This window comes from Microbacterium californiense (genome assembly GCF_047246625.1).
Lineage (GTDB): Bacteria > Actinomycetota > Actinomycetes > Actinomycetales > Microbacteriaceae > Microbacterium.
The window spans coordinates 773764-799930 of record NZ_JBFOKQ010000001.1; the positions used below are offsets into that span (position 1 = coordinate 773764).

A 26167-nucleotide genomic window follows, 5' to 3' on the forward strand; every position below is an offset into this window, starting at 1 on the left:
TCACTCGGCCGGGACCGGTTCGGGGAAGATCGCGGTGAACAGCTGACCCACCCATTCGAGCAGCTGCGCGTCGGGCAGCGGCTCGAGCCCGACCCCCACCGCGGCGGGAACGGTCGGCAGGGGCACGACGAGCGCCTCGCCGCCCGAGACGAGCTTCGCCTTCGGGTACAGCCGCTGCAGCCGCACCTTGATCGAGTCCTCCAGCCGGGCCGGGGCGATGCGCAGGTTCGACCCCATCACCACGACGTCGGCGAGCCCTGCGCGCGCGGCGCGGCGACGCAGACGGGCGATGGCGAACAGCCCCTCCACCTCCTCCGGCGGCGTGCCGTAGCGGTCGGTGAGCTCGTCGATGACGAGGTCGATCGCGTCGTCCTTCGCCGTCGCCGCCGAGGCCGCCGAGAGCTTCTGGTACGCCTCGAGGCGCAGGCGCTCGCTGTCGATGTAGTGCTCGGGGATGCGGGCGTCGAGAGGCAGCTCGAGCCGCAGCTCGGTGCCCGTCTCGACCTCCTCACCGCGGAACGTCGCCACGGCCTCGCCGATCATCCGCAGGTACAGGTCGAAGCCGACCCCGGCGATGTGCCCGGCCTGCTCCGCCCCCAGCAGGTTGCCGGCGCCGCGCAGCTCGAGGTCCTTCAGAGCGACCTGCATGCCCGACCCCAGGTCGTTGTTCACCGCGATGGTCTGGAGGCGATCGGCGGCCGTCTCGCTCAGCGGCTTCATCTCGTCGTACAGGAAGTACGCGTACGCGCGCTCGCGACCTCGACCCACTCGCCCGCGCAGCTGATGCAGCTGGCTGAGCCCGTACCGGTCGGCCCGGTCGATGATGATCGTGTTCGCGTTGGAGATGTCGAGCCCGGTCTCGATGATGGTGGTCGAGACCAGCACGTCGAACTTGCGCTCCCAGAAGTCGTCGACCACCTGCTCGAGCGCGTGCTCGCCCATCTGCCCGTGGGCGACCGCGATGCGGGCCTCGGGCACCAGCTCGGCGAGCTGGGCCGCGACGCGCTGGATCGACTGCACGCGGTTGTGCACGAAGAACACCTGGCCCTCGCGCAGGATCTCGCGCCGGATCGCCGCGGCGATCTGCTTGTCGCTGCGCGGGCCGACGAACGACAGGATGGGATGCCGGTCCTCCGGCGGAGTGGCGAGGGTGGACATCTCGCGGATGCCGGTGACCGCCATCTCGAGCGTGCGCGGGATGGGCGTGGCGCTCATGGCGAGGATGTCGACGTTCGTCTTCATCTTCTTGAGCGCGTCCTTGTGCTCGACGCCGAACCGCTGCTCCTCGTCGATGATCATCAGGCCCAGGTCCTTGAACAGCACCTGGTCGGTGAGGATGCGGTGCGTGCCGATGACCATGTCGACGGTGCCGTCGAGCAGGCCCTGCAGCGTGAGCCGCGCCTCCTTGTCGGTCTGGAAGCGCGACAGCGGGCGCACCTTCACCGGGAAGCCGGCGAAGCGCTCGGTGAAGGTCTCGAGGTGCTGCTTCACCAGCAGTGTGGTCGGCACCAGCATCGCGACCTGCTTGCCGTCCTGGATCGCCTTGAACGCGGCGCGGACGGCGACCTCGGTCTTACCGAAGCCGACGTCGCCCGACAGCAGCCGGTCCATCGGGATCGGCCGCTCCATGTCGGCCTTGATCTCGTCGATCGTCTGCAGCTGGTCGTGCGTCTCCGCGAACGGGAATGCCTCCTCCAGCTCGCGCTGCCACGGGGTGTCGGGGCCGAACGCGTGGCCCTTGGCGCTCATGCGCGCCGAGTAGAGCTTGACCAGCTCGACGGCGATGTCGCGCACCGCCTTGCGGGCCTTGCCCTTGGCCTGGGCCCAGTCGCTGCCGCCCATCTTCGACAGGGTGGGCGCCTCGCCGCCGACGTATTTCGAGAGCAGATCGAGCTGATCGGTCGGCACGTAGAGCTTGTCGCCCGGATAGCCGCGCTTCGAGGGCGCGTACTCCAGCACGAGGTAGTCGCGCACCGACTTCGTGGCGTTGCGTCCGCCGGTCGAGACCTCGCGCTGGGTCATCTCCACGAAGCGCCCGATGCCGTGCGTCGCATGGACCACGAAGTCGCCGGCCTTCAGCTGCAGCGGGTCGACGACGTTCTTGCGCCGCGAGGCGAGCTTCTTGACCACGCGCTGGTCGCCGCCGATCGTGCGGCCGTAGAACTCGTTGTCGGTCAGCACCGCCAGCTTCGCCTCGGCGACCTGGAACCCGGCCTCGACCGCGCCCACCACGAGGGTGGCGACGCCCGCGTCGGGCGCGTCGGTCAGCGAGGGAACGACGCGCGCCGCGATGCCCCGGTCGGCGAGCACGTCGCGCGCACGGTCGACGAGGCCGGCGCCGGTCGCCATCACGACCACCCGCCAGCCGTCGGAGACCCGGGACTGCACGAACGAGATCGCCCCGTCGACGTTGCCGTGGAAGGACGGGATGACCGCTGCGTCGAGGTTCGCCGCCTCCCCGTCGTCTTCGCCGAGCCCCGCGCCGAACGGGCTGAGCCGCCACCACACGCCGCCGCGATCGCGCACGACCTCCCGCAGACGGGCGATCGTGAGGAAGTCGCCGGCGCCGAGATCGATCGGCGCGGAGGCTCCCGACGTCGCCGCGCTCCAGGCGGCGTCGAGGAACTCGCGGTTGGTCTCGCCGAGCGTGATCGCGCGGGCCGACGAGCGCTCCGGATCGATGATCGCGGTGGCGCTCGCCTCCGGCAGGTACTCCACCAGCGACTTCAGGGGGCCCGACACGGCCGGGAGGAGGGACTCCATGCCCTCCACCGGGATGCCCTCCGCCATCTTCTCCAGCATCCCGGCAATGGCGGGGAATCCGCCGACCAGGGCGCGGGCGCGTTCGCGCACGTCGGCGGTGAGCAGGAGCTCCCGGCTGGGCGGCAGGTCGACCCGGGCGACCTCGCCCGGCAGTGAGCGCTGGTCGGCGACGGAGAACGCCCGGATCTGGTCGATCTCGTCGCCGAAGAACTCGACGCGGAACGGGTGCTCGGACGTGGGCGGGAAGACGTCGAGGATGCCGCCGCGCACCGCGAACTCACCGCGGCGCGACACCATGTCGACGCGCGAGTAGGCGCGCTCGACCAGCTGCGCGGCGACGTCGTCGAGCTCGGAGCCGCGGCTGCCGACCTCGAGCTCGAGGGGCACGATGTCGCCGAGATTCCCGGCGATCGGCTGCAGTGCCGCGCGCACGGAGGAGACGACGACGAGCGGGTGCTCCCCGGACCACTCCCCGATGCGGCGGAGGGTCTGCAGTCGTTGGCCGACCGTGTCGGGGCTCGGGCTCAGGCGCTCGTGCGGCAGGGTCTCCCACGCGGGGAAGGTGAGGATCTCCGCCTCGGGCAGGTACGCGCCGAGCGCCTGCGCCAGGCTCTCGGCCCGGCGACCGGTGGGGACGACGGCGAGCAGCGAAGCGGGCTTGCCGCTCGCCCGGCGCTTCTCGAGCAGCCCGGCGATGGTCGGCGCATCGAGCCCGTCGACCATGCCGAGGTCGGCGTCGGTCTGTGCCCAGCTGAGGGCGTCGCGGTACAGAGTCGCCTCTTCCAAGGCGCGCAGGATCCCCGGAACAGTCACCCGACAAGCCTAGCCGCCGCCCCCGACACCGGCTCCGAGGACGACCGGACCGCTCGGACGGATACGGTTGCGGAATGGAACCCGTACGGCTGGAGACCGAGCGCCTGGTGCTCGCTGCGCCGACCCCCGAGGACATCGATCAGATCACGGAAGCGTGCCAGGACCCGGAGATCCCGCGGTGGACGACCGTCCCCTCGCCCTACACGCGCGACAGCGCCCGCGAGTTCGTCGAGCTGACGGCGCGGCGGTGGGCCGACGGCTCGCACGCGACCTGGTCGATGCACGCCGACGGTGCGGTCGTCGGATCGATCGGGCTGCACCATGTCACCGACCACCCCTCCGGGGCGCAGGCCGAGCTGGGCTACTGGGTGGCCGGGGCCGCTCGGGGCCGGGGGTACGTCGTCGAGGCGGGCCGCGCGGTGCTCGACTGGGCGTTCGCGGAGCGCGGTCTCGTGCGCGTCGACTGGCGCGCGGTCGTGGGGAACGTCCCCTCGGCCCGCGCGGCCCGTGCGCTGGGCTTCCGCTACGAGGGGCTGCAGCGCCAGGTGCTGGTCAGTCCGCGCGGTCGGGACGACGGATGGGTCGGCGGCCTGCTCGCGACCGACGATCGCGTGCCGCAGGGCTGGCCGATCCTCTGACATCGCGGCCGCGATGTCCAGACCGGTGACGAAGTCGGATGCCGGTGGCAGGATGGCCGCATGCCTGAGATGCCGGAGGTCCAAGGACTGGTCGACTTCCTCGGCGAGCGCGCCGTCGGCCTGACCGTCACCCGCGCGAGCGTGTCCGCGATCGCGGCGCTGAAGACCTACGATCCGCCGATCACCGCGTTGCACGGCGCGCGGGTCACCGGTGCGACACGACGGGGCAAGTTCGTCGTGCTGTCCTTCGGCGACGCTCTCCATCTCGTCTTCCACCTCGCCAAGGCCGGGTGGCTGCGCTGGTACGAGGCACTGCCCGCGACGCTCATCAAGCCGGGGAAGACGCCCATCGCGCTGCGCGTGGCCTTCGACGACGACAGCGGCTTCGACCTGACCGAGGCGGGCACCAAGAAGTCGCTCGCGGTGTACGTCGTGCGTGATCCCCAGGAGGTGCCGGGCATCGAACGACTCGGCCCCGATCCGCTCGACCAGGGCTTCACGCGCGAGGCGTTCGCGGGGCTGCTCGACGGCCGGCGCATGCAGATCAAAGGCCTGCTGCGCGATCAGGCGGTCATCGCCGGCATCGGCAACGCCTACTCCGACGAGATCTTGCACGCCGCGCGCATGTCGCCCTACGCGATCGCCGCGACCCTCGACGCGGAGGAGGTCGACCGTCTGTACGACGCGATGCTCGCCACGCTCCGAGAGGCCGTGGCCGCGGCATCCGGCAAGCCACCCGCCGATCTGAAGGACGCCAAGCGCCGCGGGATGCAGGTGCACGCCCGACGCGGCGAGACGTGCCCCGTCTGCGGCGACACGGTGCGCAGCGTGTTCTTCGCCGACCGGTCGTTGGAGTACTGCCCCACGTGTCAGACCGGCGGCAAGATCCTCGCGGACCGGAGGCTGTCCCGTCTGCTCAAGTGAGGCGGCGGGACCGCGCTCTCAGCCGACGGGCGGCGCGGCCACCGAGGAGCGCTCGACGAACCGGGTGTGCAGGGTGTGCAGCCGGGGTGCCGCGGCCTCCCCCTCGATCGCCGCGAACAGCACCTCGGCGGCCCGGGTCCCGAGGGCCAGCGTCGGCTGTTCGATCATGGTCAGCGGCGGCTCCATCACGGCCGCCCACGAGCTGTCGTCGAAGCCGATGAGCGAGACGTCGGCGGCGACGCGGAGGCCGGCGGCGCGCATCGCGCGCAGCGAGCCCGTCACGGCGTCGTTCTCGGTGCAGAACAGGGCGGTGGGCGGGACGTCGAGGCCGAGCATGCGGGCGACCTCGGCCTCGGCGTTCTCCTCCGTCTTCCGCCCCACCATGACCAGGTCGGGGTCGAACAGCATCCCGGCGTCGTCGAGCGCGTCGAGATAGCCCTGCAGACGCTCGCCGTCGGTCCACAGGTTGCGGGAGGCGACGTCGACGAGGTCGCGGCGACGCCGGGGCCGGTCCTCGACCGGAGGACCCCACACGAACCCGATGCGCCGATGCCCGGCGGCGATCAGCCGCGCGACCGCGTCACGGGAGGCGTCCCGGTTGTCGATCACGACGGCGTCCAGCGCCAGTCCCGTCACCGCCCGGTCGACGAGCACGACCGGGATCCCTCGGTCGCGGGCCTGCTGGATGTGCCCGGCCGCGGCGGCGTCGAGCGCGGCGGAGGCGACGATGATGCCGTCGACGCGCTTGTCGATCAGCACGTCGGTCGCGGCGACCTCTTCGGCGAGGTCCTCGTGCGTGCTCAGGACCAGCGTCTCGAAGCCCCGCGCCCGCGATGCGTCGGAGATGCCGCGCACCACCCCGCCGAAGAAGGGGTTCGCGATGTCGGCGATGATCACTCCGAGCGTCTGCGTGACGCCCGTCGACATGCTGCGCGCGAGGGCGTTGGTGCGGTAGCCGAGGTGCTCGGCCGCCGCGAGCACGCGCTCGCGCAGTTCGGGGCTGACATAGCCGTAGCCGCCGAGGGTGCGCGCCGCAGTCGACCGCCCGACACCGGCGGCCGCGGCGACCTCCGAGATCGTGGGTGGGACGGAGCGCTCGGATGCCATCGCCCTCGTCCCCCTTCTCATCACGGATTCACCACATGTTAGCCGGGGCCGGTTCCCCGGCCGGCCGGCCCCGCCCGAAGGCGCCCTCGACGAGGCACTGATCGCGCGCCGCGCGCGCTCCGGCGTGCAGGGCGTCCTGCAGGGCGGATGCCGTGGCGCGAGCATCGCGCCGCCACCCCGAGCGGTGGAGCTCGACCAGGAAGCCGGCGACGAAGGCGTCGCCGCATCCCATCGTGTCGACGATGGCGTCGTCCTCCAGGCGTTCGGCCGGCGCAGAGAGCCGCACCGCTCCGTCGGTCACGAGCGCTCCGTCGGTCCCTCGCGTGCCGAGGGCGAGCCCCGCCCCGCGACCGACGGCTTCGTCGAGGAGCGCGAAGGCCTCGGCATCCGCCAGTCCGGAGCAGGACAGCAGGACGAGGTCCGCGAAGGGGGCGACCCTGTCGAGATAGGCGCCGTCGCGGAACTCGTCCTCGCTGGACAGGTCGAAGCTCACCAGCACCTCGCGTGACCGCAGCTCCGGCAGCTGCGCCTCGGTGCGGGAGTACACGCTCGAGTGCACGAGATCGAAGGTCGCCGCGTAGTCGGCACGGCCGTCGGCGAGGTCGATCGGATGCTCCACGGTGACCCCTCCTCCGTTCCATCCGAGGAACACCCGGTCGCCGTCGACGACGCGCAGGGAGGACACCCCCGACTCCCCCGTGCGGACGACGCACCGGGGAGTCGGGACGCCGGCGTCTTCGATCGAGGTCCGGAGGAAGCGCCCGAGGTCGTCGTCCCCGAAGACCCCGAGGTACTCGGCGTCTGCGCCGAGGCGCGCGGCGTAGACGGCGACGTTGACCGCATTGCCGCCGGGGTACTCGACCGCCCGGTCGAGGAACCGGTCGACGATGTTGTCTCCGAAGCCGAGGACACGCATGGCAGGGTCGCCCACCCCGCCTCAGTAGTCCATGACGCGGTAGTAGCGGCGCAGGTCGAGCGAGTGGTCGCGCACGCGCTCCAGGTGCTTGCTGACCCGGCCCATCACGGTGTCGAGCACGATCGGCGCGATGAGCGCGCGGTTCTCGGGGCTGAAGCCCTCGAGGGCGTAGTCGCGCGTGTCGAACACCGTGACGTCCTCGGAGATGCGCTCGGCGAACGCCTGCGCGCGGTCGGTGAGCGGACGCGTGCGGTCCTCGCCCTGGAAGATCATGACCGAGGTGTCCTTCTCGAGGAGCTCGAGCGACCCGTGGAAGAATTCGGCGCTGTGCACGCGGGTGGTCCGCAGCCACTGCATCTCCTCGAGGATGCACATCGAGTAGAGGTAGGCGAAGGACCACAGCGGGCCGCCGCCGATGAGGAAGTAGTAGTCGGTGTCCTTGTGCGCGTCGGCGAAGGCGGCCGCCTGGGACTCTGCCTGCTCGGCCGCCGCGACGAGCGCGTCGGGGAGGTGCACGAGCTCGTCGGCGAGGGAGGGGTAGCCGTCGAACTCGCCCCGCTTGTGGAGCAGCCCCCCGATGAGGAGGAGCAGCTGCATGTCGAAGGGCCAGGTCTTGGGCTCGGACGTCAGGGAGTGGTGCGCCCCCTGGGCGATGGGCGAGTCGGGGTATCCCGTGAACGAGATCGTGGTCGCACCGGCGGCCGTGACGTACTCCATGGCGCGCACCACGTCCTCCGTGGTGCCGGTGACGGAGGTGAACACCGCCGCGGTGCGCTCGCCGAGCAGCGCGTCGCCGGCGACCACGAGCTCGGCGGCGATGGCGGCGCGGACGGGAAGCGTGGAGCGCTCGCGCGCCAGGAGCTCGTAGGGCCACATCTGGCTGTAGGTGCCGCCGGCGCCGACGAGGAGCACGTTGTCGATCCCCTGCGCGAGCAGCCGATCGACCAGGTCCTCGATCTGCGGACGCAGCGCGACCGCGCTGGCGATCTGGGTGCGGAACTCGTTCTCGTCGAACTTGAGCATCATCGATCCTTTCGTGCGGCGCCGCATGTCAGCCCACCGCAATGTGGTACCGGTATCAGGTAGCCCACATGCTGACACACGGATCGACCACCGGTCAACCAGCGAGATTCCGCGTCGCGGACGATCATGGAGCGATTCGGAAAATCCATACTGGTACCGGTACCAGGTTTTCGCTACACTCACACGACAGGCACGCACCGACATTCCAACGGCGGATCGGTGCCCGCGGCGAAGCGGACCGGGTCCGCCCTTCAGAGAGGCAGACCATGCGCACACGCCCCCTCCCGATCGCCGCAGCGGTCGCGGCATCCGCCCTCCTCCTCGCCGGCTGCGCCGGCGGCGCCCCCGCTCCGGCGGCGGACGTGACCGCCGACCCCGTCTACGAGGGGAAGCTGTCGATCCTCACCAAGTTCGGAGGCGAGCCCCTCCAGGCCTACTTCGAGGAGCTGGCCGCGGCGTACGAGGACGAGCACCCCGACGTCGAGATCGAGCTCATCCAGGAGACCGACCAGTCGGTGAAGGACAAGACGAAGACCCTCACCGCCTCGGGAGCCCTGCCCGACATCTACTTCACCTGGACGGGTGACTGGGCGCAGAACTTCATCGACGGAGGCCTCGCCGCCGACCTCAGCGAGGTGATCGCACCGGGCACCGAGTGGGGCGACCGCTTCGGCGAGGCCTCGCTCTCGGCCTTCGAGAGCGACGGCAAGTACTACGGCATCCCGCTGTACAACAACGGCAAGTTCATGGGCTACAGCAAGAGCGCCTTCGCGGCCGCCGGCATCGAGGTGCCGAGCTCCTTCGACGAGCTCATCGAGTCGTGCGCTCCGCTGCGCACCGCGGGCTACGAGCCGATCGCCTTCGGCAACAAGGACGGATGGCCCGCCCTGCACTACCTGCAGCAGCTCTTCGCCTACAACGTGCCCGCCGATGTGCTCCAGGCGGACTTCGACCCGGCCACCGCCGAGTGGAGCGACCCCGGCTACGTGGAGTCGCTCGAGCAGCTGCAGACGCTCGTCGACGAGTGCACCGACACGGGGAACGGCACCAACGGCGTGCTCTACACCACGGCGCAGGAGGCCCTGGCGGGCGGACGCGCGGCGATGTACTACCAGGAGATCCTCGAGTTCGACACGGTCACCGTCGAGGGCGCCACCCTCACGACCGACGACTTCGGGATCTTCCCGCTGCCCGTCCCCGACGGCGCCCAGGGCGATGTGGGCGCGATCGAGGGATCGCCCGAGGGCTACCTCGTCAACGCCCGCTCCCCGCAGGCCGCGCTCGCCGTCGACTTCATGAAGTTCGCCACCGAGCCCGCGCACGCCGAGATGCTCTCGGCCCTCCCCTACGGCCAGCCCAGCGCGGTCGTGGGCGCCGTCACCGAGGAGACGTCCAGCCGGGCCGTCTTCGAGGGGATCACCGCCGTCAACGACGCCTCCCGGCTCATCGGGTGGCTCGACACCGTGACCGTGCCGGAGGTGGCCGACGCCTGGCTGGCCGGCGGCGAGGCGATCATCAGCGGCAGTACCAGCGCCGAGGAAGTGCTCGAGAGTGTCCGAGCAGCGAACGACTCCGCTCGCTGAGGCGTCGTCGGGGGCGGGCCTGCGCCTGCCCCCGACGGTCACCGAGGTCATCACCACGTCCGACCGCGGCGGGCGCCCGTCCGGCCGCCCCGTGCGCGGTCGGGCCGCCCGTCTCGCCTCACTCGCGTGGGTGCTCCCCGCCCTCGTCGTGCTGGCGGTGTTCGTCTACCTGCCGCTCGTGCAGAACCTCGCCTTCTCGACGCAGGAGTGGGACATCTACTCCGGCGTCTCGGAGTTCGTCGGGCTCGAGAACTACGAGAAGCTGTTCCGCGACCCGGTGTTCTGGACGTCGCTGGGCAACAACGCGCTCTACGCGATCCTGTCGATCGTGTTCCAGGTGTGCGGTGCGCTCGTGCTCGCCGCGATGATCGAGAGCCTGCGCAGCACCCGCTGGCGCAAGGCCCTGCGGGCGATCTACTTCGTGCCCTCGGCGATCTCGCTGACCGTCGCGGGACTGCTGTTCTACTTCATCTACGAGCCGAACCTCGGCATGCTCAACCACCTGCTCTCCGCCGTCGGGCTCGACGCGCTGGCGCAGCCGTGGCTCGGGCAGGAGTCGACCGCGATGGTCGCCATCATCGCCATGAGCCAGTGGCAGGGCTTCGGCTACTCGACCCTGCTCTTCGCCGTCGCCATCCAGCGCGTGCCGACCGAGCTGTACGAGGCGGCCGCCCTCGACGGCATCGGCCCCGTACGGCGGTTCTTCCACGTGACCGTGCCGCTCGTCCGGGAGATGACCGGCCTGATGATCATCGTCACCGTGTCGGGCGCCTTCCAGGTGTTCAACGAGGTGATGGTCATGACCAGCGGCGGCCCGAACAACTCGACGCAGGTGCTGGCCACCTGGCTGTACCGGAGCGGGTTCGTCCGCAACGACTTCGGCTACGCCGCCGCCATCGCCACCGTCATCTTCGTCGTGACCCTGATCATCGCGGTCGCGCAGCTCTGGTACACCCGTCGCAAGAAGGTGGAGTTCTGATGACCCGCACCGGGTTCCTCGGCGCGATCGGCCGCGTCTTCCTCTGGTCGTTCCTGCTCGCCCTCGTCGTCGTCGTCGCCTATCCCCTGCTGTGGATGGTGCTCAACGGCTTCAAGACCAACGCCGAGCTGTTCGGCAACCCCTTCGCCCTGCCGCTCCAGCTCGACTGGGAGAACTACGCCGACGCCTGGAACCGCGGGGTCAGCGACTACCTCATGGCGAGCGTGCTGGTGACGGTCACGTCGACCATCGCGACGGTCTTCATCAGCGCCTGGGCCGCCTACGGCCTCACGCGGGTGCGGATGCCGTTCGGCCGCGCGGCGTCGTTCGTGATCCTCGGCGGGCTCATGCTCGCACCCGCCGTGGCGCTGGTGCCGCTCGTCCGCATGTTCCAGGCGATGGGCCTGTACAACACCTTCTGGGCGCTGCTGATCCTCTACACGGCTTTCCGCATCCCGTTCACGACCTTCCTGATCCGCGCGTACATGATCGACCTGCCGCGTGAGGTCGACGAGGCGGCCGAGATGGACGGCGCGAGCCGCTGGACCGCGTTCTGGCGGATCACCCTGCCGATGTGCAAGCCGATCATCATCTCCACGGTGATCCTGCACGTGCTGTTCGCCTGGAACGAGTACCTGTTCGCGATGGTCTTCACCAGCGGCACGGGCGTGCAGACGCTCCCCGTCGGGCTCACCAGCCTGATGAGCAAGCTCGGCACGGACTACCCCGTGGTCTTCGCCGGGATGGTGGTGGCGGCGCTTCCGGTGATCGTGCTGTTCTTCGCGAGCCAGCGGTACTTCATCAAGGGCCTCTCGGAGGGGATCGGCAAGTGACGGCGCCGCTCATCGACCGGGTCTGCCGTCGCGGAATGAAATGCCCGGAGGTGCGTTGAGTACACTCAGAGCATCAACGTGCTCCGGGGTCGGTGGGAATCCGAACCGGCGGTGACAGTCCGCGAGCGCCGAGGGAGATCCCGGTGCCGATCCGGTGGAAATCCGGGACCGACGGTGATGCGGGAGAGATCCCGCTAGTCCGGAAGGGAGGCAGCACGATGCGCCGACGTGCGCGCCGTCCTGCATCCCCGGAGCCTCACCGAAGGACGACGGATGGCAGTGGACGAGACCGAGCGACGAGCGATGAGCCGCGCGCTCGAACTCGCGGAGCGCGGACCTCGGGGTGTGAACCCCCAGGTGGGCGCCGTCATCCTCTCCCGCGACGGCGAGATCCTCGCCGAGGGCTGGCACCGCGGTGCCGGAACCCCGCACGCCGAGGTCGACGCACTGTCGAAGCTCGCGCCGGGCGCCGCGCGCGGGGCGACCGCCGTGGTCACGCTCGAGCCCTGCAACCACACCGGCCGCACGGGCCCCTGCGCCCTCGCGCTCATCGAAGCGGGGGTCTCCCGTGTCGTGTACGCCCTCGACGACCCGGGCGCGGTCTCGGGCGGCGGCGCGGAACGCCTGCGCTCGGCGGGCGTCGACGTCGAATCCGGCGAGCAGGAGGATGCGGCCCGCCGGCTCATCGAGGGCTGGCTCACGGCCCAGCGGCTCGGCCGCCCGCACGTCACCGTGAAGTGGGCGCAGAGCCTCGACGGGCGCGCCGCGGCCGACGACGGGTCGAGCCGGTGGATCACCGGTCCCGCGGCCCGGGCGGACGTGCACCGCCATCGCGCGGCATCCGACGCCATCGTCGTGGGGACCGGCACCGTGCTCGCCGACGACCCCGCCCTCACCGCGCGCGACGGCGACGACCTCTTCTCCGCCCAGCCCGTGCCTGTCGTGATCGGTGCGCGCGAGACCCCGGCCGAGGCCGCGGTGCGCCGCCATCCGCGGACGCCTCTGTTCTACGGCACACGAGACCTCGCGGCCGTGCTCGCCGACCTCCACGGCCGCGGCATCCAGCGGGTGTTCGTGGAGGGTGGGCCCACGCTCGCGAGCGCGTTCGTCGCCGCGGGCCTCGCCGACCGGGTGCTGGCCTACCTGGCGCCCGTGCTGCTGGGGGGCGGTCGGCTCGCCCTCACCGACATCGGCGTGACCTCGATCGACGAGGCCCGCCGCCTGACCATCGACGAGTGGGTCCCGCTGGGCGACGACCTGCTCGCGATCGCTCACCCCACCCCCGTCGACGAAGGAGCCGTCTGATGTTCACCGGGATCATCGAGGAGATCGGCGAGATCACCGCCATCGCCCCGTCGGGAGACGGGTGGCGGCTCACCGTCCGCGCACCCAAGGCCGCAGCGGATGCCGTGCACGGAGAGTCGATCGCCGTCTCCGGCGTCTGCCTCACCGTCGTCGACTCGACCGCCGACACCTTCGACGCCGACGTCATGAAGCAGACGCTCGACGTCGCCGCGCTCGGAGACGCCTCGGTGGGGACGCGCGTGAACATCGAGAAGGCGATGCCGGTCGGCGCGCGCCTCGGCGGTCACATCGTGCAGGGTCACGTCGACGGCGTGGGCGCGGTGCTCGAGGTCCGTCCCGGCGCCCAGTGGAGCGTGCTCCGCATGGCCCTGCCGGCCGACCTCGCCCCGCTCATCGTCGACAAGGGGTCCATCTCGGTCGACGGCACCTCGCTGACCGTGAGCGCCGTGAGCGCGCCGAACGAGGCCCCGGCCTGGTTCGAGGTGTCGCTCATCCCCGAGACCCTCCAGTCCACCACCCTCGGCACCCGCGCGGTCGGAGACCGCGTCAACCTCGAGACCGACATCCTGGCCCGGCACGTCGAGCGCCTGCTCGCGTTCCGGACCGCACCGGAAGGAGGCTCGCTGTGAGCCTTGCCACCATCCCCGAAGCCCTCGACGCCCTGCGCGCCGGACGCCCCGTCCTGGTGGCCGACGACGAGAACCGCGAGAACGAGGGCGACGTCATCCTCTCCGCCGAACTCGCGACCCCGGAGTGGGTGGCGTGGACGGTGCGGTGGTCCTCGGGATTCATCTGCGCCCCCATGCCGGCGGACCTCGCCGACGGCCTCAACCTGCCGCCGATGGTCGCCGCCAGCGAGGACGCCAGGGCAACCGCCTACACCGTGAGCGTCGACGCGGCCGAGGGCGTCACGACGGGCATCAGCGCGCACGACCGCTCCCACACCCTCAACGTCCTCGCCGATCCCGCGTCGACGGCGACGAGCATCATCCGTCCCGGGCACGTGCTCCCGCTGCGTGCGGTCGACGGCGGCGTGCGTGAGCGCAGCGGCCACACCGAGGCCGCGGTCGACCTGATGCGCCTCGCCGGGCTGCGACCGGTGGGCGCGATCGCCGAGGTGGTCGCCGAGGACGGCAGCATGATGCGGATGCCGGGGCTGCTCGAGCTCGGAGCCCGCGACGGCGTGCCGGTCATCACGATCGAGCAGCTGATCGCGCACCTGAACGAGATCGACCCGCAGGAGGATGGCGGCCGCGTGCGGCACCGCCGCGTCAGCCTGCGCGCCGACGCCACGGTGCCCACCACACACGGCAGCTTCCGGTTCCTCGCCTACAAGGACCGCGTGACGGGGACCGACCACATCGCGGTCGTCTCGGGCGAGCCGCAGGAGACCGCGCTCGTGCGCGTGCACTCCGAGTGCCTGACCGGCGAGGCGTTCGGCTCGCTCAAGTGCGAGTGCGGCCCGCAGCTGGACGCCGCGCTGCAGGCGATCGAGAAGGACGGCGGCATCGTCATCTACATGCGCGGCCACGAAGGACGCGGCATCGGCCTCATCAACAAGCTCCGGGCGTACAGCCTGCAGGAGGAGGGCCTCGACACGGTCGACGCGAACCTCGCCCTGGGCCTTCCGGCGGACGCCCGCGAGTACGCGGCGGCGGCCGGGATCCTGGCCGATCTCGGCGTGTCCAAGGTCCGCCTGCTGACGAACAACATGGACAAGGTCACTCAGCTCCGCCAGCTGGGCCTCGACGTGATCGAGCAGGTGCCTCTCATCGTCGGCGTCGGACCGAACAACCATCAGTATCTCGAGACCAAGCGTGACCGCATGGGTCACATCATCGGCGAGGACGAGCTCAAGGCCGCCCTCGCAGGGAAGGACGACGCATGAGCGGTGCAGGAGCGCCCCGGACGGGCGACATCGACGGGCGGGGACTGAACGTGGTCATCGTCGCCGGCACCTGGCACGAGACCATCTCGGATGGCCTGATCGCGGGCGCGGTGCGGGTGCTCGACGCGGCCCATGCGACGCACCGCCTGGTGCGCGTGCCGGGGTCGTTCGAGCTGGCGGTCGCGGCGCAGGCGGCGTTCGCGGGCGGCGCCGACGCCGTGGTCGCGCTCGGCGTGATCATCCGCGGCGGCACCCCGCACTTCGAGTACGTCTCGGCCGCGGCGACGGACGGGCTGACTCGGGTGTCGCTGGATGCCGGCAAGCCGGTCGGCTTCGGGCTCCTCACGCTCGACGACGAGCAGCAGGGCCTCGACCGTGCGGGCCTGGAGGGCTCGAAGGAGGACAAGGGCGCCGAGGCCGCGGACGCCGCGCTGCGCACCGCCCTCGTCATCCGGGAGCTGCGGGCCGAGACCCCCGGGCTCTGAGGCTTCCCTTGCTGGCGGCCGCGGTGCCGCGCTTCTAACGTGAGGTCATGGAGACCCTTCGCCTGATCGTGCTTCTCGTCCACCTCGTCGGCTTCGCCGTGCTCTTCGGCTCGTGGGCCGCGCAGGCCTTCGGCGGGAAGCGTGTGTTCACGAGGATCATGGACTACGGCCTGCTGATCGCGGGCGTCGCCGGCCTCGCGCTCGCCGCCCCGTGGGGTCTGGGAGACCGTGAGCTCAACTACACGAAGATCGCGGTCAAGCTCGTCGTGCTGCTGGTGATCGGGGCCCTTCTCGGCATGGGTTCGGCGCGTCAGAAGCGCGGCGCCGCCGTTCCGCCCGTCATGTTCTGGCTGGTCGGCATCCTGGCGCTCGTCAACGCCGCGCTCGCCGTGCTCTGGCGCTGATCGCGGCGGCCTCGGGCCCGCGGCATCCGCGCTCCTCCTCCGTCGAGAAGCGTCATACGCGTCCAGGCAACTCCCAGGTTGCCGTAGGATCGCCCGGTGCGTTGGTATACCAACGCACCTACCGAAGGAGCAGCATGAGCACCACCACAGCGCCGGCGAATCCCCGCTCGCGTGTCATCACCGCGAGCCTGGTCGGCACGACCATCGAGTTCTACGACTTCTACGCGTACGCCACGGCGGCCGTCCTCGTGTTCCCGATCCTCTTCTTCCCGACCGGCAACGACACCACGTCGCTTCTCGCCTCGTTCGGCGTCTTCGGCGCGGCCATGGTCGCGCGCCCGATCGGAGCGGTCGTGTTCGGCCACTTCGGCGACCGGTTCGGCCGCAAGGCGACGCTCGTGGCGTCGCTTCTCACCATGGGCATCGCCACCTTCGTCATCGGCCTGCTGCCGACGTTCCAGCAGATCGGCTGGGTGGCCGCCCTGCTGCTGCTGATCATGCGCCTGGCCCAGGGCTTCGCGCTCGGCGGCGAATGGTCGGGCGCGGCGCTCGTGGCCACGGAGAACGCCCCGAAGGGCAAGCGCGCCTGGTACGGGACGTTCCCGCAGCTCGGAGCTCCCCTCGGCTTCATCATCGCGAACTTCCTGTTCCTCGCGATCAACTGGCTGCTCCCCCACCCCGAGAGCCCGGCGCTGCGCTCCGACGCCTTCCTCGAGTGGGGCTGGCGCATCCCGTTCCTCTTCTCCGCCGTGATGGTCATCATCGGCCTGTGGGTGCGCCTCAAGCTGGTCGAGTCCGACACGTTCAAGAAGGCCGAGACGAAGGGCGTCATCCGCAAGCTGCCGCTCGGCACGGTCTTCCGCCACCACTGGAAGCAGCTCATCCTCGGCACGTTCATCATGCTGGCGACCTACGTGCTCTTCTATCTGATGACGAACTTCACGCTGACGTACGGCACCAAGCCCGCCTCGCTCGAGACCGCTTCCGCTGCCGCACAGGCCGCCGCCGAGGCCTCCGGCAAGACCTTCGACGCCTCGGCCTTCGCCGCGCAGTTCTACCCGGGCCTCGGCTTCGGCTACACGGACTTCGTGCTGATGCAGATCATCGGCGTGGTGTTCTTCGGCATCTTCACACTGCTCTCGGGCCCGATCGCCGACGCCATCGGTCGCCGCAAGCTACTGCTCTGGGTCACCGGTCTCATCATCGTGTTCGGCCTCACGTTCAACGCGTTCCTGCTCCCCACGCTCGACCCCAAGTTCAGCGGCGCCCTCACGCAGGCGTTCCTGGTCTTCGGATTCATGCTGATGGGCGCGACGTTCGGTCCCATGGGCGCGCTCCTGCCGGAGCTGTTCCCGACCAACGTCCGGTACTCGGGCTCGGCGATCTCGTACAACGTGTCGTCGATCCTCGGCGCGGCGGTGGCCCCGCTGATCGCCGTGTGGCTGTGGGAGCTCGGAGACGGCGCCCCCTGGCTCGTCGGCCTGTACCTCTCGGCCATGGGCGTGCTGACCTTCATCGCGCTGCTGCTCTCGCCCGAGACGAAGGACCACGACTACGAGGACGACCTCGGCGTCGCGGCTCTGCCGCAGCCCTGAGCCCGTCGACACCAGACGCCCCCGCCTCCTCGTCCCCCGAGGGGTCGGGGGCGTCGTGCGTGACCGCGCGCTGCCGGTCGTCAAGATGTATTGACGGGCAACGGGTCGTCAACATAGGCTGACGTCAGCGAGAGGAGACTCCATGACCATCCGCACAGCCATCGCCACCGATCCCGAGGGGGAGCCGCTGGCCGAGCTGACCCGGCTCACCGGCATCCGCCGCGAGATCTCCCGCGCCGAGGAGGCGCAGGTCCGTCGCGCCCGCCTGGCCGGGTACTCCTGGCAGGCCATCGCGAGCGCCCTCGGCGTCACGAAGCAGGCCGCGCATCGCCGATTCGGTCGCACGTGACGGCACTCCGACGCCCGCCGCACGAAGTACGGTCGTAGTACCCCCTCTCTCCAGAACGAGGTCCTCCATGTCCCGTACGGCGACCGAACGCCGACGCGGACGCGGTGCGCAGCAGACCGGTCCGCGCGCCACGTTCCGCCAGCTGCTCCCCTTCCTCTTCGAGCACAAGCGCACGCTCGTCGTCGTCGCCGTGCTCAGCGTCGTCGGCGCCGCGACCTCGCTCGTCCAGCCGCTCCTCGTCGGGCAGGTGATCGAGGCGGTGCAGGCGGGAGGGACGCTGGGCGTGCTCGTCTGGCTGCTCGTCGGGTTCGTGATCGTCTCGTCGATCATCTCCGGCTTCCAGCACTACCTGCTCCAGCGCACCGGCACGGCGGTCGTGTACTCCAGCCGCCGGCAGCTCATCGCCCGCATCCTGCATCTGCCGACATCGGAGTTCGACGCGCGCCGCACGGGCGACCTGGTGTCGCGGGTGGGCACCGACACGACCCTGCTGTACGCCGTGCTGACGCAGGGGCTGGCGGATGCCGTCGGCAACGCCGTGCTGTTCGTCGGAGCCCTCGTGGCGATGCTCGTGATCGACCCGATCCTGCTCCTGCTGATCGTGCTCGTGATCGGCGTCTCGGTCGTCGTGGTCGTGGCGCTGAGCGGTCGCATCCGCACGGCGTCCACCGCGCAGCAGGAGAAGGTCGGCGAACTCGCCTCGGGCGTGGAGCGGGCGGTGGGGTCGATCCGCACGATCCGGGCCTCGGGCGCCACGGAGCGCGAGAGCGCGAGCGTCTCGGAGCTCGCCTCCCAGGCCTACGGCATCGGCGTGCGCATCGCCAAGATCTCCTCGCTGGTCGTGCCGGTCGCCGGCATCGCCCTCCAGCTGTCGCTCCTCGTTGTGCTGGGGGTCGGCGGATTCCGCGTCGCCGCGGGTGCGATCTCGATCGCCTCGCTCATCGCCTTCATCATGTTCCTGTTCCTGCTCGTCATGCCGCTGGCCACGACGTTCGGCGCGATCACCTCCGTGAACCAGGCGCTCGGAGCGCTGGGGCGCATCCAGGAGATCCTCGACCTCCCGACCGAGACCGCGGGTGACGAGGCTCTCGCCGCCTCGCTCGTGCGCGATCCTGCGCGGCCGGACGCGCCGGCGCTCGAGTTCCGCGATGTGCATTTCCAGTACCCCGACGCCGTCGTCGCCGCCCGCGAATCCGCGGCCGCGGAGGCACGCACGCTGCTGGCGGACGCGCATCTCGAGAGCGGCGGCGACCCGGTCGAGGCGGCCGTGGATCGGGAGGTGCTGCGGGGGGTGTCGTTCGCGGTGCCGCGCGGCGCCCGAGTGGCGCTGGTCGGTCCCAGCGGTGCGGGCAAGAGCACGATCCTCTCGCTGGTCGAGCGGTTCTACGACCCGACGGGCGGCTCCGTCCGCCTGTACGGCCACGACGCGCGCACCTACCCTCGCGAGGAGCTGCGCGCGCAGTTCGGCTACGTCGAGCAGGACGCACCGACGCTCGCCGGTACCCTGGCCGACAACCTGCGACTCGCGTCACCCGAGGCGTCCGACGCCGAATGCGAGCGCGTGCTGCACGCCGTGAACCTGGGCGACGTGCTCGCCCGCAGCCCCCTCGGCCTCGACGCGCCGGTCGGCGAGGACGGCGTGATGCTCTCCGGCGGCGAGCGTCAGCGCCTCGCGATCGCCCGGGCCCTGCTGACGGAGGCGCCGATCCTGCTGCTCGACGAATCCACCTCGTCACTCGACGGGGTGAACGAGCAGCGCATGCGCGAGGCGATCGACGCGGTGTCGACGGATCGCACGCTCGTCGTGATCGCCCACCGCCTCTCGACCGTCGTCGACAGCGACCTGATCGTGGTGCTGCAGGACGGCGCGGTGGTCGGGCAGGGGACGCACGCGGAGCTCGTGGAGTCCACGCCGCTCTATCGCGACCTCGCGAGGCATCAGCTCCTCGCTTGAGGCCGATCGACGACGCGAAGGCGGGATGCCGGAGACCACTCAGCCATGGGTTCGTCTCGGACATCCCGCCTTCGCGGGTGTGGGGCGCAAGGCCCCGGAGGCGCCGGCTCCCCCGAACCGGCACCTGGTCTTCGCGTCAGCGCGGCATCCGCGCGTCAGGCCTTGTCGAGGCGGTATCGCAGCGAGGCCAGCTCGGTGCGCAGCGCCGCGGGCAGCCGGTCGCCGAAGATGCCGTAGAACTCCTCGGTGAGGTCGGCTTCCGCCTTCCACGCCGCGGGATCGACGCGGAACAGCTCGTCGAGGTCGGCCGCGGGGATGTCCAGCCCGTCGAGATCGAGGTCCTCCGGCCGCGGAAGGCGTCCGATCGGGCTGTCCACGGCCGGCACGTCGCCGGAGACGCGGCGGATGATCCAGTCGATCACGCGAGCGTTGTCGCCGAATCCGGGCCAGAGGAAGCGCCCGTCGTCGCCCCGGCGGAACCAGTTGACCTGGAAGATGCGCGGGGCCCGATCGAACCGCAGCCCGCGGCCGACCTTCAGCCAGTGGGAGAAGTAGTCGGCCATGTTGTAGCCGCAGAACGGCAGCATGGCGAACGGGTCGCGGCGCAGCTCGCCGACCGTGCCCTCGGCCGCGGCGGTGCGCTCGGACGAGATGTTCGAGCCGAGGAACACTCCGTGCGTCCAGTCCGTCGCCTCGACGACGAGCGGGATGTTCGAGGCGCGGCGTCCGCCGAACAGGATGACGTCGAGCGGCACCGCCTCCTCCCAGTCCTCGGCGATCTGCGGGCACTGCGCGGCCGAGACCGTGAACCGCGAGTTCGGGTGCGCCGCGGGGCGGCCCGAGTCCGGCGTCCAGAGGTTGCCCTCCCAGTCGGTCAGCTCGGCGGGGGCGTTCTCGGTGAGCCCCTCCCACCAGACGTCGCCATCGGGGCGGAGCGCCACGTTCGTGAAGATCGTGTTGCCCCACAGCGTCTCGACCGCCGTCACGTTGGTCGCCTCACCCGTGCCGGGCGCGACGCCGAAGAACCCGGCCTCGGGGTTGATCGCCCACAGCCGGCCGTCCTCCCCCGGCCGAATCCAGGTGATGTCGTCGCCCAGCGTCTCGACGCGCCAGCCGGGGATGGTCGGGCGCAGCATCGCGAGATTCGTCTTGCCGCACGCGGAGGGGAACGCCGCCGCCACGTGGAACGCCCGGCCCTGCGGGTCGATGACCCGGATGAGCAGCATGTGCTCGGCGAGCCAGCCCTCGTCGCGGGCGATCACCGAGGCGATGCGGAGCGCGAAGCACTTCTTCGCCAGGATCGCGTTGCCGCCGTAGCCCGATCCGTAGGAGAAGACCTCCAGGGTGTCGGGGAAGTGCACGATGTACTTCTCGTCGTTGCACGGCCACTCGGCATCCGGCTCGCCCGGAGCGAGCGGCGCGCCCACGGTGTGCGCCGTCCGCACCCACGGCGCACCCTCGGCGATCTGCCGGGTCACCGCGTCGCCGACGCGCGTCATGATGCCGATGGACGCGACAGCGTAGGCGCTGTCGGTGATCTGCACGCCGATGTGCGAGAGCGGACCGCCCACCGGACCCATCGAGAACGGCACGACGAACATCGTGCGTCCGCGCATGGATCCGGCGAAGAGCCCGGTCATCTTCTCGCGCATCTCGACGGGATCCGCCCAGTTGTTCGTGGGCCCCGCGTCGTCTTCGGTGGCGGAGGCGATGTACGTGCGCCCCTCGGTGCGGGCGACGTCGCTCGGGTGCGAGCGGGCGAGGTAGGAACCCGGGCGCCACTCGGGGTTCAGCTTGATGAGCTTGCCCTCCTGCACCAGGCCGCGCAGCAGCCAGTCGTTCTCGGCGCGGGAGCCGTCGACCCAGTGCACGGCATCGGGCTGGGTCAGGGCGCGCATCTCCTCGACCCAGGCGGTGAGCTCCGCCATCGCGGGGGTGTCATAGCTCGGCGCCGTGCCGAAGGTGCGCGCGGCGGCGACGGGCGAGGTGCGAGGGGTGAAGACATCGGCGATGGCCATGACTGCTCCTTTGAAGTGTGGGGCTTGCTTCCATCTTCGCCAGCAATTCGGGTCGTTTTCGACCCATTCCTTACGTAAGAATCGCGGATCTTTCACTAGACTCAAACAATGGCGTCCTCCGGCATTCACCTCACCACCCTCGGTCACCGCATCCGGCATCACCGGCAGGCGAAGGGCTACACGCTCGACGACCTGGGCGCCCTCGTCGGCGTGGCCGGGTCGCAGCTCAGCCTGATCGAGAACGGCAAACGCGAGCCGAAGCTCTCGCTGCTGCAGGCGATCGCCCAGGCCACCGGGACCGAGGTGACCGACCTCATCTCGGGCGAGCCGCCCAACCGACGCGCCGCGCTCGAGATCGAGCTCGAGCGCGCCCAGGCGAGTCCGGTGTTCCGTCAGCTCGGCGTCGCCCCGGTGCGCGTCACCAAGGCCATGAGCGACGAGACGATCGAATCCGTGCTCGGTCTGCATCGTGAACTGCAGCGCCGCGAGCGCGAGGCGATCGCGACCCCGGAGGAGGCCCGGCGGGCCAACACCGAGCTGCGCCTGCGCATGCGCGCCCAGAACAACTACTTCGGCGACATCGAGAAGCTCGCCGAGAAGCAGCTGCGCGCCGCCGGTCACGTGCAGGGCGCGCTGAGCCACCGCACGGTCAGCATCATGGCCGAGCGCCTGGGCTTCGAGCTCATCTACGTGAACGACCTGCCGCATTCGACGCGCTCCGTGACCGATCTGGAGAACGGACGCATCTATCTGCCGCCGGCGTCGATCCCCGGCGGACACGGGCTGCGCTCGATGGCGCTGCAGGCGATGGCGCACCGGCTGCTCGGCCACACGCCGCCCACCGACTATGCCGACTTCCTCCAGCAGCGCCTGGAGATCAACTACTTCGCCGCGTGCTGCCTGATGCCCGAGACTGCCGCGGTCGCGTTCCTCCAGCAGGCGAAGAAGGACCGCAATCTCGCGGTCGAGGACTTCCGCGACGGCTTCGGCGTGACGCACGAGGCGGCGGGGATGCGGATGACCAATCTGCTCACCCAGCACTTCGGCATGCCCCTGCACTTCCTCCGCGTGGACGCCACCGGCGCCATCACGCGCGTGTACGAGAACGACGATCTGCCGCTGCCGATGGACGTGACCGGAGCGGTCGAGGGTCAGCGGGTCTGCCGCAAGTTCCAGGCGCGGGCCGCCTTCACGCAGCAGAACCGCACGACCGAGCACCATCAGTACACCGACACGCCCTCGGGCACGTTCTGGTGCTCGACGCAGACGGGCTCGTCGAGCGACGGCGAGTTCTCGATCACCGTCGGAGTCCCCTTCGACGACGCGCGCTGGTGGCGCGGCCGGGAGACGACCGACCGGGCGGTGTCGAGCTGCCCCGACGAGGCCTGCTGCCGCCGCCCCACGGCCGAGCTGACGGAGCGCTGGCAGGGTCGCTCGTGGCCGAGCGCCCGCGTGCACACGCACATGTTCTCGCCGCTCCCTCGCGGCGCGTTCCCGGGCGTGGACGACAACGAGGTGTACGAGTTCCTCGGACGCCACGCCGCCGAGTAGCCGTCGTCAGCCGCGCTCGAGGAAGTCGGCGTAGCGACGCATCGCGGCGGACACCTCGTCCGACGCGACCGTGACCGGCGGGAAGAGCTCGGCCACCGGCACGCCCGCCCTTCGTGCGCCCGGAGTCGACGGCATCCGCCAGACGCCGACGACGCGACCCTCCGCCACCACCACGGCCCGCACCATCCCGTTCTTGCCGGGACCGACGGCGGCCAGATGCTCCGGACTGCAGACGTCCGTGCGGTCGGCGTAGGAGATGTAGTACTCGTCGAAGGCGCCCAGCGCGACGACGGAGGGTGCCGCCGGCGAACGTCGCGGCCGGATTGCGCCGACGAACAGCCCCTCGTCGATCTCGGCCAGGCGGGGTGCCGCGCGCGCGGCCGCCTCCCGCGCGGTGCCGAGCGGAAGACCCGACCACCAGGCGAAGTCGGATGCTCCGGCGGGTCCGTGGCCCTCGACGTAGCGGACGAAGAACTCAGCCAGCGGGTCGCTCGGACGCGCATGCTCGCGGATCCACCGGTCGACGAGCACGAAGCGCTGCTCGCGCCGGATCCCGGACGACGTGGCCTCGGCCACCGGACCCTGGCAGATCTCCCCGCGCATGGCGAGCGCTCCGAGCAGATGAACGCCCCGCTGCTCTCGGGGATCGATGCCCGCCGCCGTCCACCGGGCGAACGCCTCGGCGCGGGTGCATCCGCCGTCGAGGAGCACCGGGCGGATCACGCGCAGGGCGGCCGCGAGGACCTCGTCGTCGATGCCGAGCGCCCGATCCCGGGAGGCTCCCTGCGGCGCCGATTGCCGGGCCCCCGTGATCGACAGCAGCCAGGTGAGGTCGCGGGCCGGGATCGTGTGCAGCGTGCCGCGCATGGTCCAGGCGCGCACCAGATCGCCGTCGTCGAACGCCCGGTCGACCGCCGACAGCGTGACCCGCCCGCGAGTGCGCACGGCGAGCGCCCACCGCCCTGCGGTGAAGTCCTGGCTCTGCACCGCGAGCATGTGCTGCGCGGCCTCGAGCACCGTGGCGGCCGGTGCGGTGAGGCGGTGCGAGCGCAGGCGCTCCCGGCGCAGGGCGACGCGGCTCCGCGGCTCGGGCTGCTCCGCTCCGGCGTGGGTGTCTGCGCTGCGCATGCCCCCATCCTGCCGGGGCGGGGTGCGCTGCGACCAGAGCCGCAGGTCAGCTCAGTGCCGCGATCGCCTCGCGCAGAAGCCCGCCCGCCGCATCGAGCGCGGATGCCGCGACCCCCGCCTCCGCGCCGGTCGCGAGCATCAGGAGCGCCAGCTTGACCGATCCATCGGCCGCGGCCAGCGCCCGAGCGGCCTCGTCGGTGCCGACGCCCGCGAGCTGCGACACCGTGCGGACCGACCGCGCGTGCAGCTTCTCGTTGGTCGCGAGCAGGTCGACCATGACGCCGCGGTAGGTCTTGCCCAGCTTGATCATCGAGAGCGTGGTGAGCATGTTGACCACGAGCTTCTGCGCCGTCCCCGACTTCAGCCGCGTCGAGCCGGAGATGAACTCCGGGCCCGTGACGACCTCGATCGCGATGTCGGCGGCCGCGCCGATCGCCGATCCGGGGTTGGAGGCGAGGGCGACCGTGAACGCGCCGACGCGCCGCGCATATTCCAGACCGCCGATCACGTACGGGGTGCGGCCGGAGGCCGAGATCCCCACGACCGTGTCGGCGTCGGTGAGCCCGAGCTCGGACAGGGAGGCGCCGGCGGCCTCCGCGTCGTCCTCCGCGTTCTCGACCGCCGAGCGGATCGCGGTCTCGCCGCCGGCGATGATGCCGACCACGAGGGAGGGGTCGGTGCCGAAGGTCGGCGGGCACTCGCTCGCGTCGAGCACCCCGATGCGACCCGCCGTTCCCGCACCGATGTAGATGAGGCGTCCGCCGCGACGGAATCGATCCGTGATGCCGTCGACAGCCGCGGCGATCTGCGCGGACTGCGCGGCGACGGCCGGTGCGACGCGAGCGTCCTCGGCATTCATGCGCTGTGCCAGCTCGGCGGTCGACAGCAGGTCCAGATCACCGCGCTCGGTGGTCACCGCCTCGGTGTCGAGCCGCGAGAGCTCGTCGATGAGGGCGGTGAGTCGGGTGTCGTCATTCGGCACGGTGCACGAACCTTTCGTGGTGGAGATCGAATCGGGTGGCGAGCAGGAGCGCTCCGTCGAGAGCGTCGCCGGCGGCGGGGCGCACCCGACGTCCGGCGGACTGCAACGCCGTCGTCAGCTCTCCGCGGAACCAGTCGTGCGCCGTGAGCCCGCCGTGGAGCACGACCTCGGACGACGACGCCGAGGCCGCGAAGGCGGAGGCGGTCAGAAGGGCGACGGCTTCGGCGGCGATAGCCCGGGCGACCTCGTCGCCGTCTCTGGCGGCATCGAGCACGAGGGGGGCGAGCGTGGCCAGACGGCGGGCCAGCGGCCCCTCCTGCCCGACCCAGGGGACGATGGCGGATGCCGGACCCACGGTCGGCACGACGGCCTCGGTCAGCGCCGTGGCGGGCCCCAGGCCGTCGGTGGCACGCAGCACGGCACGGAGCGTCTCCCGCCCCAGCCAGGAGCCGCTGCCCAGATCACCCACGTCGGGACCCCAGCCGTCGATGAGCCGCGCGCCCTCGGCGTCGATGCCCAGCGCCGCCGCGCCGGTGCCGGCGATCAGGAGCACCCCGTCGCGTCCGCCCAGCGCGCCGATGTGCGCGGTGACGACGTCGGAGGCGACCACGGTGGGGGCCCCGTACTCCCGGGCGAGCAGCCGGGCGAGCTCCGCCGCCGCGGCGGGAGCGGCCCACGCTCCCGCCGCGCCCACGCCGAGTGCGGCGGCGGGGACGTCGGCGCCGTCGAGCAGCGGACGGATCGCCTCAAGGGCGGCGGTGACGCCGCCGGGCACGGTGAGACCCGGCGCACCTGTACCCTCAGGTGCAGACCGACGTTCCTGCCCCGCCGCGACGAGGCGGCATCGCGTCTTGCCGAGATCGATGGCGAGCACGCGCGGCGAGAGAGTCATAAAAATAGTGTACGCAGATCACGCGCTGCATGAAAGA

At 71.0% G+C, this 26167-nt stretch carries 22 protein-coding genes and 1 riboswitch; of the genes, 14 read left to right on the forward strand and 8 right to left on the reverse strand.

Annotated elements, in window-relative coordinates; genetic code table 11:
* A complete protein-coding gene (mfd, locus tag AB3M82_RS03770; RefSeq protein ID WP_412955644.1) occupies nt 1-3576 on the reverse strand; it encodes a transcription-repair coupling factor in 3576 nt (1191 codons plus the stop codon).
* A 74-nt stretch (nt 3577-3650) separates the two neighbouring features.
* Between mfd and AB3M82_RS03775 the strand changes: the two genes are divergently transcribed.
* Entirely contained in the window at nt 3651-4214 is a 564-nt protein-coding gene (locus AB3M82_RS03775; protein ID WP_412955645.1) for a GNAT family N-acetyltransferase, read from the forward strand.
* Nucleotides 4215-4274: 60 nt separating this feature from the next.
* On the forward strand, nt 4275-5138 hold the full coding sequence (locus AB3M82_RS03780; protein ID WP_412955646.1) for an Fpg/Nei family DNA glycosylase: 864 nt from the start codon (nt 4275-4277) through the stop codon (nt 5136-5138).
* Between the two features lie 18 nt (nt 5139-5156).
* Here the strand turns inward: AB3M82_RS03780 and AB3M82_RS03785 are convergent, their stop codons facing one another.
* Genes AB3M82_RS03785 through AB3M82_RS03795 form a run of 3 tightly spaced genes read right to left on the reverse strand, consistent with a single transcriptional unit; the run spans nt 5157 to nt 8187 of the window.
* Nucleotides 5157-6245: a LacI family DNA-binding transcriptional regulator gene (locus tag AB3M82_RS03785; RefSeq protein WP_412955647.1), complete on the reverse strand. Its 1089-nt coding sequence runs from the start codon at nt 6243-6245 to the stop codon at nt 5157-5159.
* A gap of 28 nt (nt 6246-6273) precedes the next feature.
* Nucleotides 6274-7176, reverse strand: a complete 903-nt coding sequence (locus tag AB3M82_RS03790) for a PfkB family carbohydrate kinase (RefSeq protein ID WP_412955648.1) — start codon at nt 7174-7176, stop codon at nt 6274-6276.
* A 6-nt stretch (nt 7177-7182) separates the two neighbouring features.
* Nucleotides 7183-8187 (reverse strand): SIS domain-containing protein, encoded by a 1005-nt coding sequence (locus tag AB3M82_RS03795; RefSeq protein WP_412955649.1) that lies wholly within the window; start codon nt 8185-8187, stop codon nt 7183-7185.
* A 263-nt stretch (nt 8188-8450) separates the two neighbouring features.
* On the opposite strand from AB3M82_RS03795, the gene AB3M82_RS03800 reads away from it, so the two are divergent.
* From AB3M82_RS03800 to AB3M82_RS03850, 11 genes are all read left to right on the forward strand, one after another.
* The gene (locus AB3M82_RS03800; protein ID WP_412955650.1) at nt 8451-9767 is read left to right on the forward strand and encodes an ABC transporter substrate-binding protein; all 1317 of its coding nucleotides are present in this window, start codon (nt 8451-8453) and stop codon (nt 9765-9767) included.
* The gene (locus tag AB3M82_RS03805) at nt 9736-10746 is read left to right on the forward strand and encodes a carbohydrate ABC transporter permease (RefSeq protein ID WP_412955651.1); all 1011 of its coding nucleotides are present in this window, start codon (nt 9736-9738) and stop codon (nt 10744-10746) included. Before AB3M82_RS03800 ends, AB3M82_RS03805 begins: the two co-directional genes overlap by 32 nt.
* Nucleotides 10746-11579, forward strand: coding sequence for a carbohydrate ABC transporter permease (locus AB3M82_RS03810; RefSeq protein ID WP_412955652.1), 834 nt, complete (start codon nt 10746-10748; stop codon nt 11577-11579). The genes AB3M82_RS03805 and AB3M82_RS03810 overlap by 1 nt, the downstream gene beginning before the upstream one ends.
* Before the next feature lie 75 nt (nt 11580-11654).
* A riboswitch (FMN riboswitch) is annotated at nt 11655-11799 on the forward strand.
* Between the two features lie 53 nt (nt 11800-11852).
* Entirely contained in the window at nt 11853-12884 is a 1032-nt protein-coding gene (gene ribD, locus AB3M82_RS03815; protein ID WP_412955653.1) for a bifunctional diaminohydroxyphosphoribosylaminopyrimidine deaminase/5-amino-6-(5-phosphoribosylamino)uracil reductase RibD, read from the forward strand.
* Nucleotides 12884-13513: a riboflavin synthase gene (locus AB3M82_RS03820; RefSeq protein ID WP_412955654.1), complete on the forward strand. Its 630-nt coding sequence runs from the start codon at nt 12884-12886 to the stop codon at nt 13511-13513. The genes ribD and AB3M82_RS03820 overlap by 1 nt, the downstream gene beginning before the upstream one ends.
* Complete coding sequence (gene ribA / locus AB3M82_RS03825) at nt 13510-14772, forward strand: GTP cyclohydrolase II (RefSeq protein ID WP_412955655.1); 1263 nt, start codon at nt 13510-13512, stop codon at nt 14770-14772. Before AB3M82_RS03820 ends, ribA begins: the two co-directional genes overlap by 4 nt.
* Entirely contained in the window at nt 14769-15257 is a 489-nt protein-coding gene (gene ribH / locus AB3M82_RS03830; protein ID WP_412955656.1) for a 6,7-dimethyl-8-ribityllumazine synthase, read from the forward strand. The genes ribA and ribH overlap by 4 nt, the downstream gene beginning before the upstream one ends.
* A gap of 47 nt (nt 15258-15304) precedes the next feature.
* Entirely contained in the window at nt 15305-15661 is a 357-nt protein-coding gene (locus AB3M82_RS03835) for a Fe-S protein (RefSeq protein ID WP_412955657.1), read from the forward strand.
* 134 nt (nt 15662-15795) lie between these two features.
* On the forward strand, nt 15796-17256 hold the full coding sequence (locus AB3M82_RS03840; RefSeq protein WP_412955658.1) for an MFS transporter: 1461 nt from the start codon (nt 15796-15798) through the stop codon (nt 17254-17256).
* A 142-nt stretch (nt 17257-17398) separates the two neighbouring features.
* Nucleotides 17399-17605: an AsnC family protein gene (locus tag AB3M82_RS03845; RefSeq protein WP_412955659.1), complete on the forward strand. Its 207-nt coding sequence runs from the start codon at nt 17399-17401 to the stop codon at nt 17603-17605.
* Nucleotides 17606-17672: 67 nt separating this feature from the next.
* Complete coding sequence (locus AB3M82_RS03850) at nt 17673-19559, forward strand: ABC transporter ATP-binding protein (RefSeq protein ID WP_412955660.1); 1887 nt, start codon at nt 17673-17675, stop codon at nt 19557-19559.
* 155 nt (nt 19560-19714) lie between these two features.
* On the opposite strand, the gene AB3M82_RS03855 is transcribed toward AB3M82_RS03850, so the two are convergent.
* Nucleotides 19715-21577: a phosphoenolpyruvate carboxykinase (GTP) gene (locus AB3M82_RS03855; protein ID WP_412955661.1), complete on the reverse strand. Its 1863-nt coding sequence runs from the start codon at nt 21575-21577 to the stop codon at nt 19715-19717.
* Between the two features lie 108 nt (nt 21578-21685).
* Here AB3M82_RS03855 and AB3M82_RS03860 point away from each other — a divergent pair, with 108 nt between their 5' ends.
* Nucleotides 21686-23128, forward strand: coding sequence for a helix-turn-helix domain-containing protein (locus tag AB3M82_RS03860; RefSeq protein WP_412955662.1), 1443 nt, complete (start codon nt 21686-21688; stop codon nt 23126-23128).
* A gap of 6 nt (nt 23129-23134) precedes the next feature.
* Here AB3M82_RS03860 and AB3M82_RS03865 read toward each other — a convergent pair whose 3' ends face one another.
* Genes AB3M82_RS03865 through AB3M82_RS03875 form a run of 3 tightly spaced genes read right to left on the reverse strand, consistent with a single transcriptional unit; the run spans nt 23135 to nt 26130 of the window.
* On the reverse strand, nt 23135-24256 hold the full coding sequence (locus tag AB3M82_RS03865) for a winged helix DNA-binding domain-containing protein (RefSeq protein ID WP_412955663.1): 1122 nt from the start codon (nt 24254-24256) through the stop codon (nt 23135-23137).
* A gap of 46 nt (nt 24257-24302) precedes the next feature.
* Entirely contained in the window at nt 24303-25238 is a 936-nt protein-coding gene (gene murQ / locus AB3M82_RS03870; RefSeq protein WP_412955664.1) for an N-acetylmuramic acid 6-phosphate etherase, read from the reverse strand.
* Entirely contained in the window at nt 25228-26130 is a 903-nt protein-coding gene (locus AB3M82_RS03875; protein ID WP_412955665.1) for an N-acetylglucosamine kinase, read from the reverse strand. The genes murQ and AB3M82_RS03875 overlap by 11 nt, the downstream gene beginning before the upstream one ends.
* Between the last annotated feature and the right edge of the window lie 37 nt (nt 26131-26167).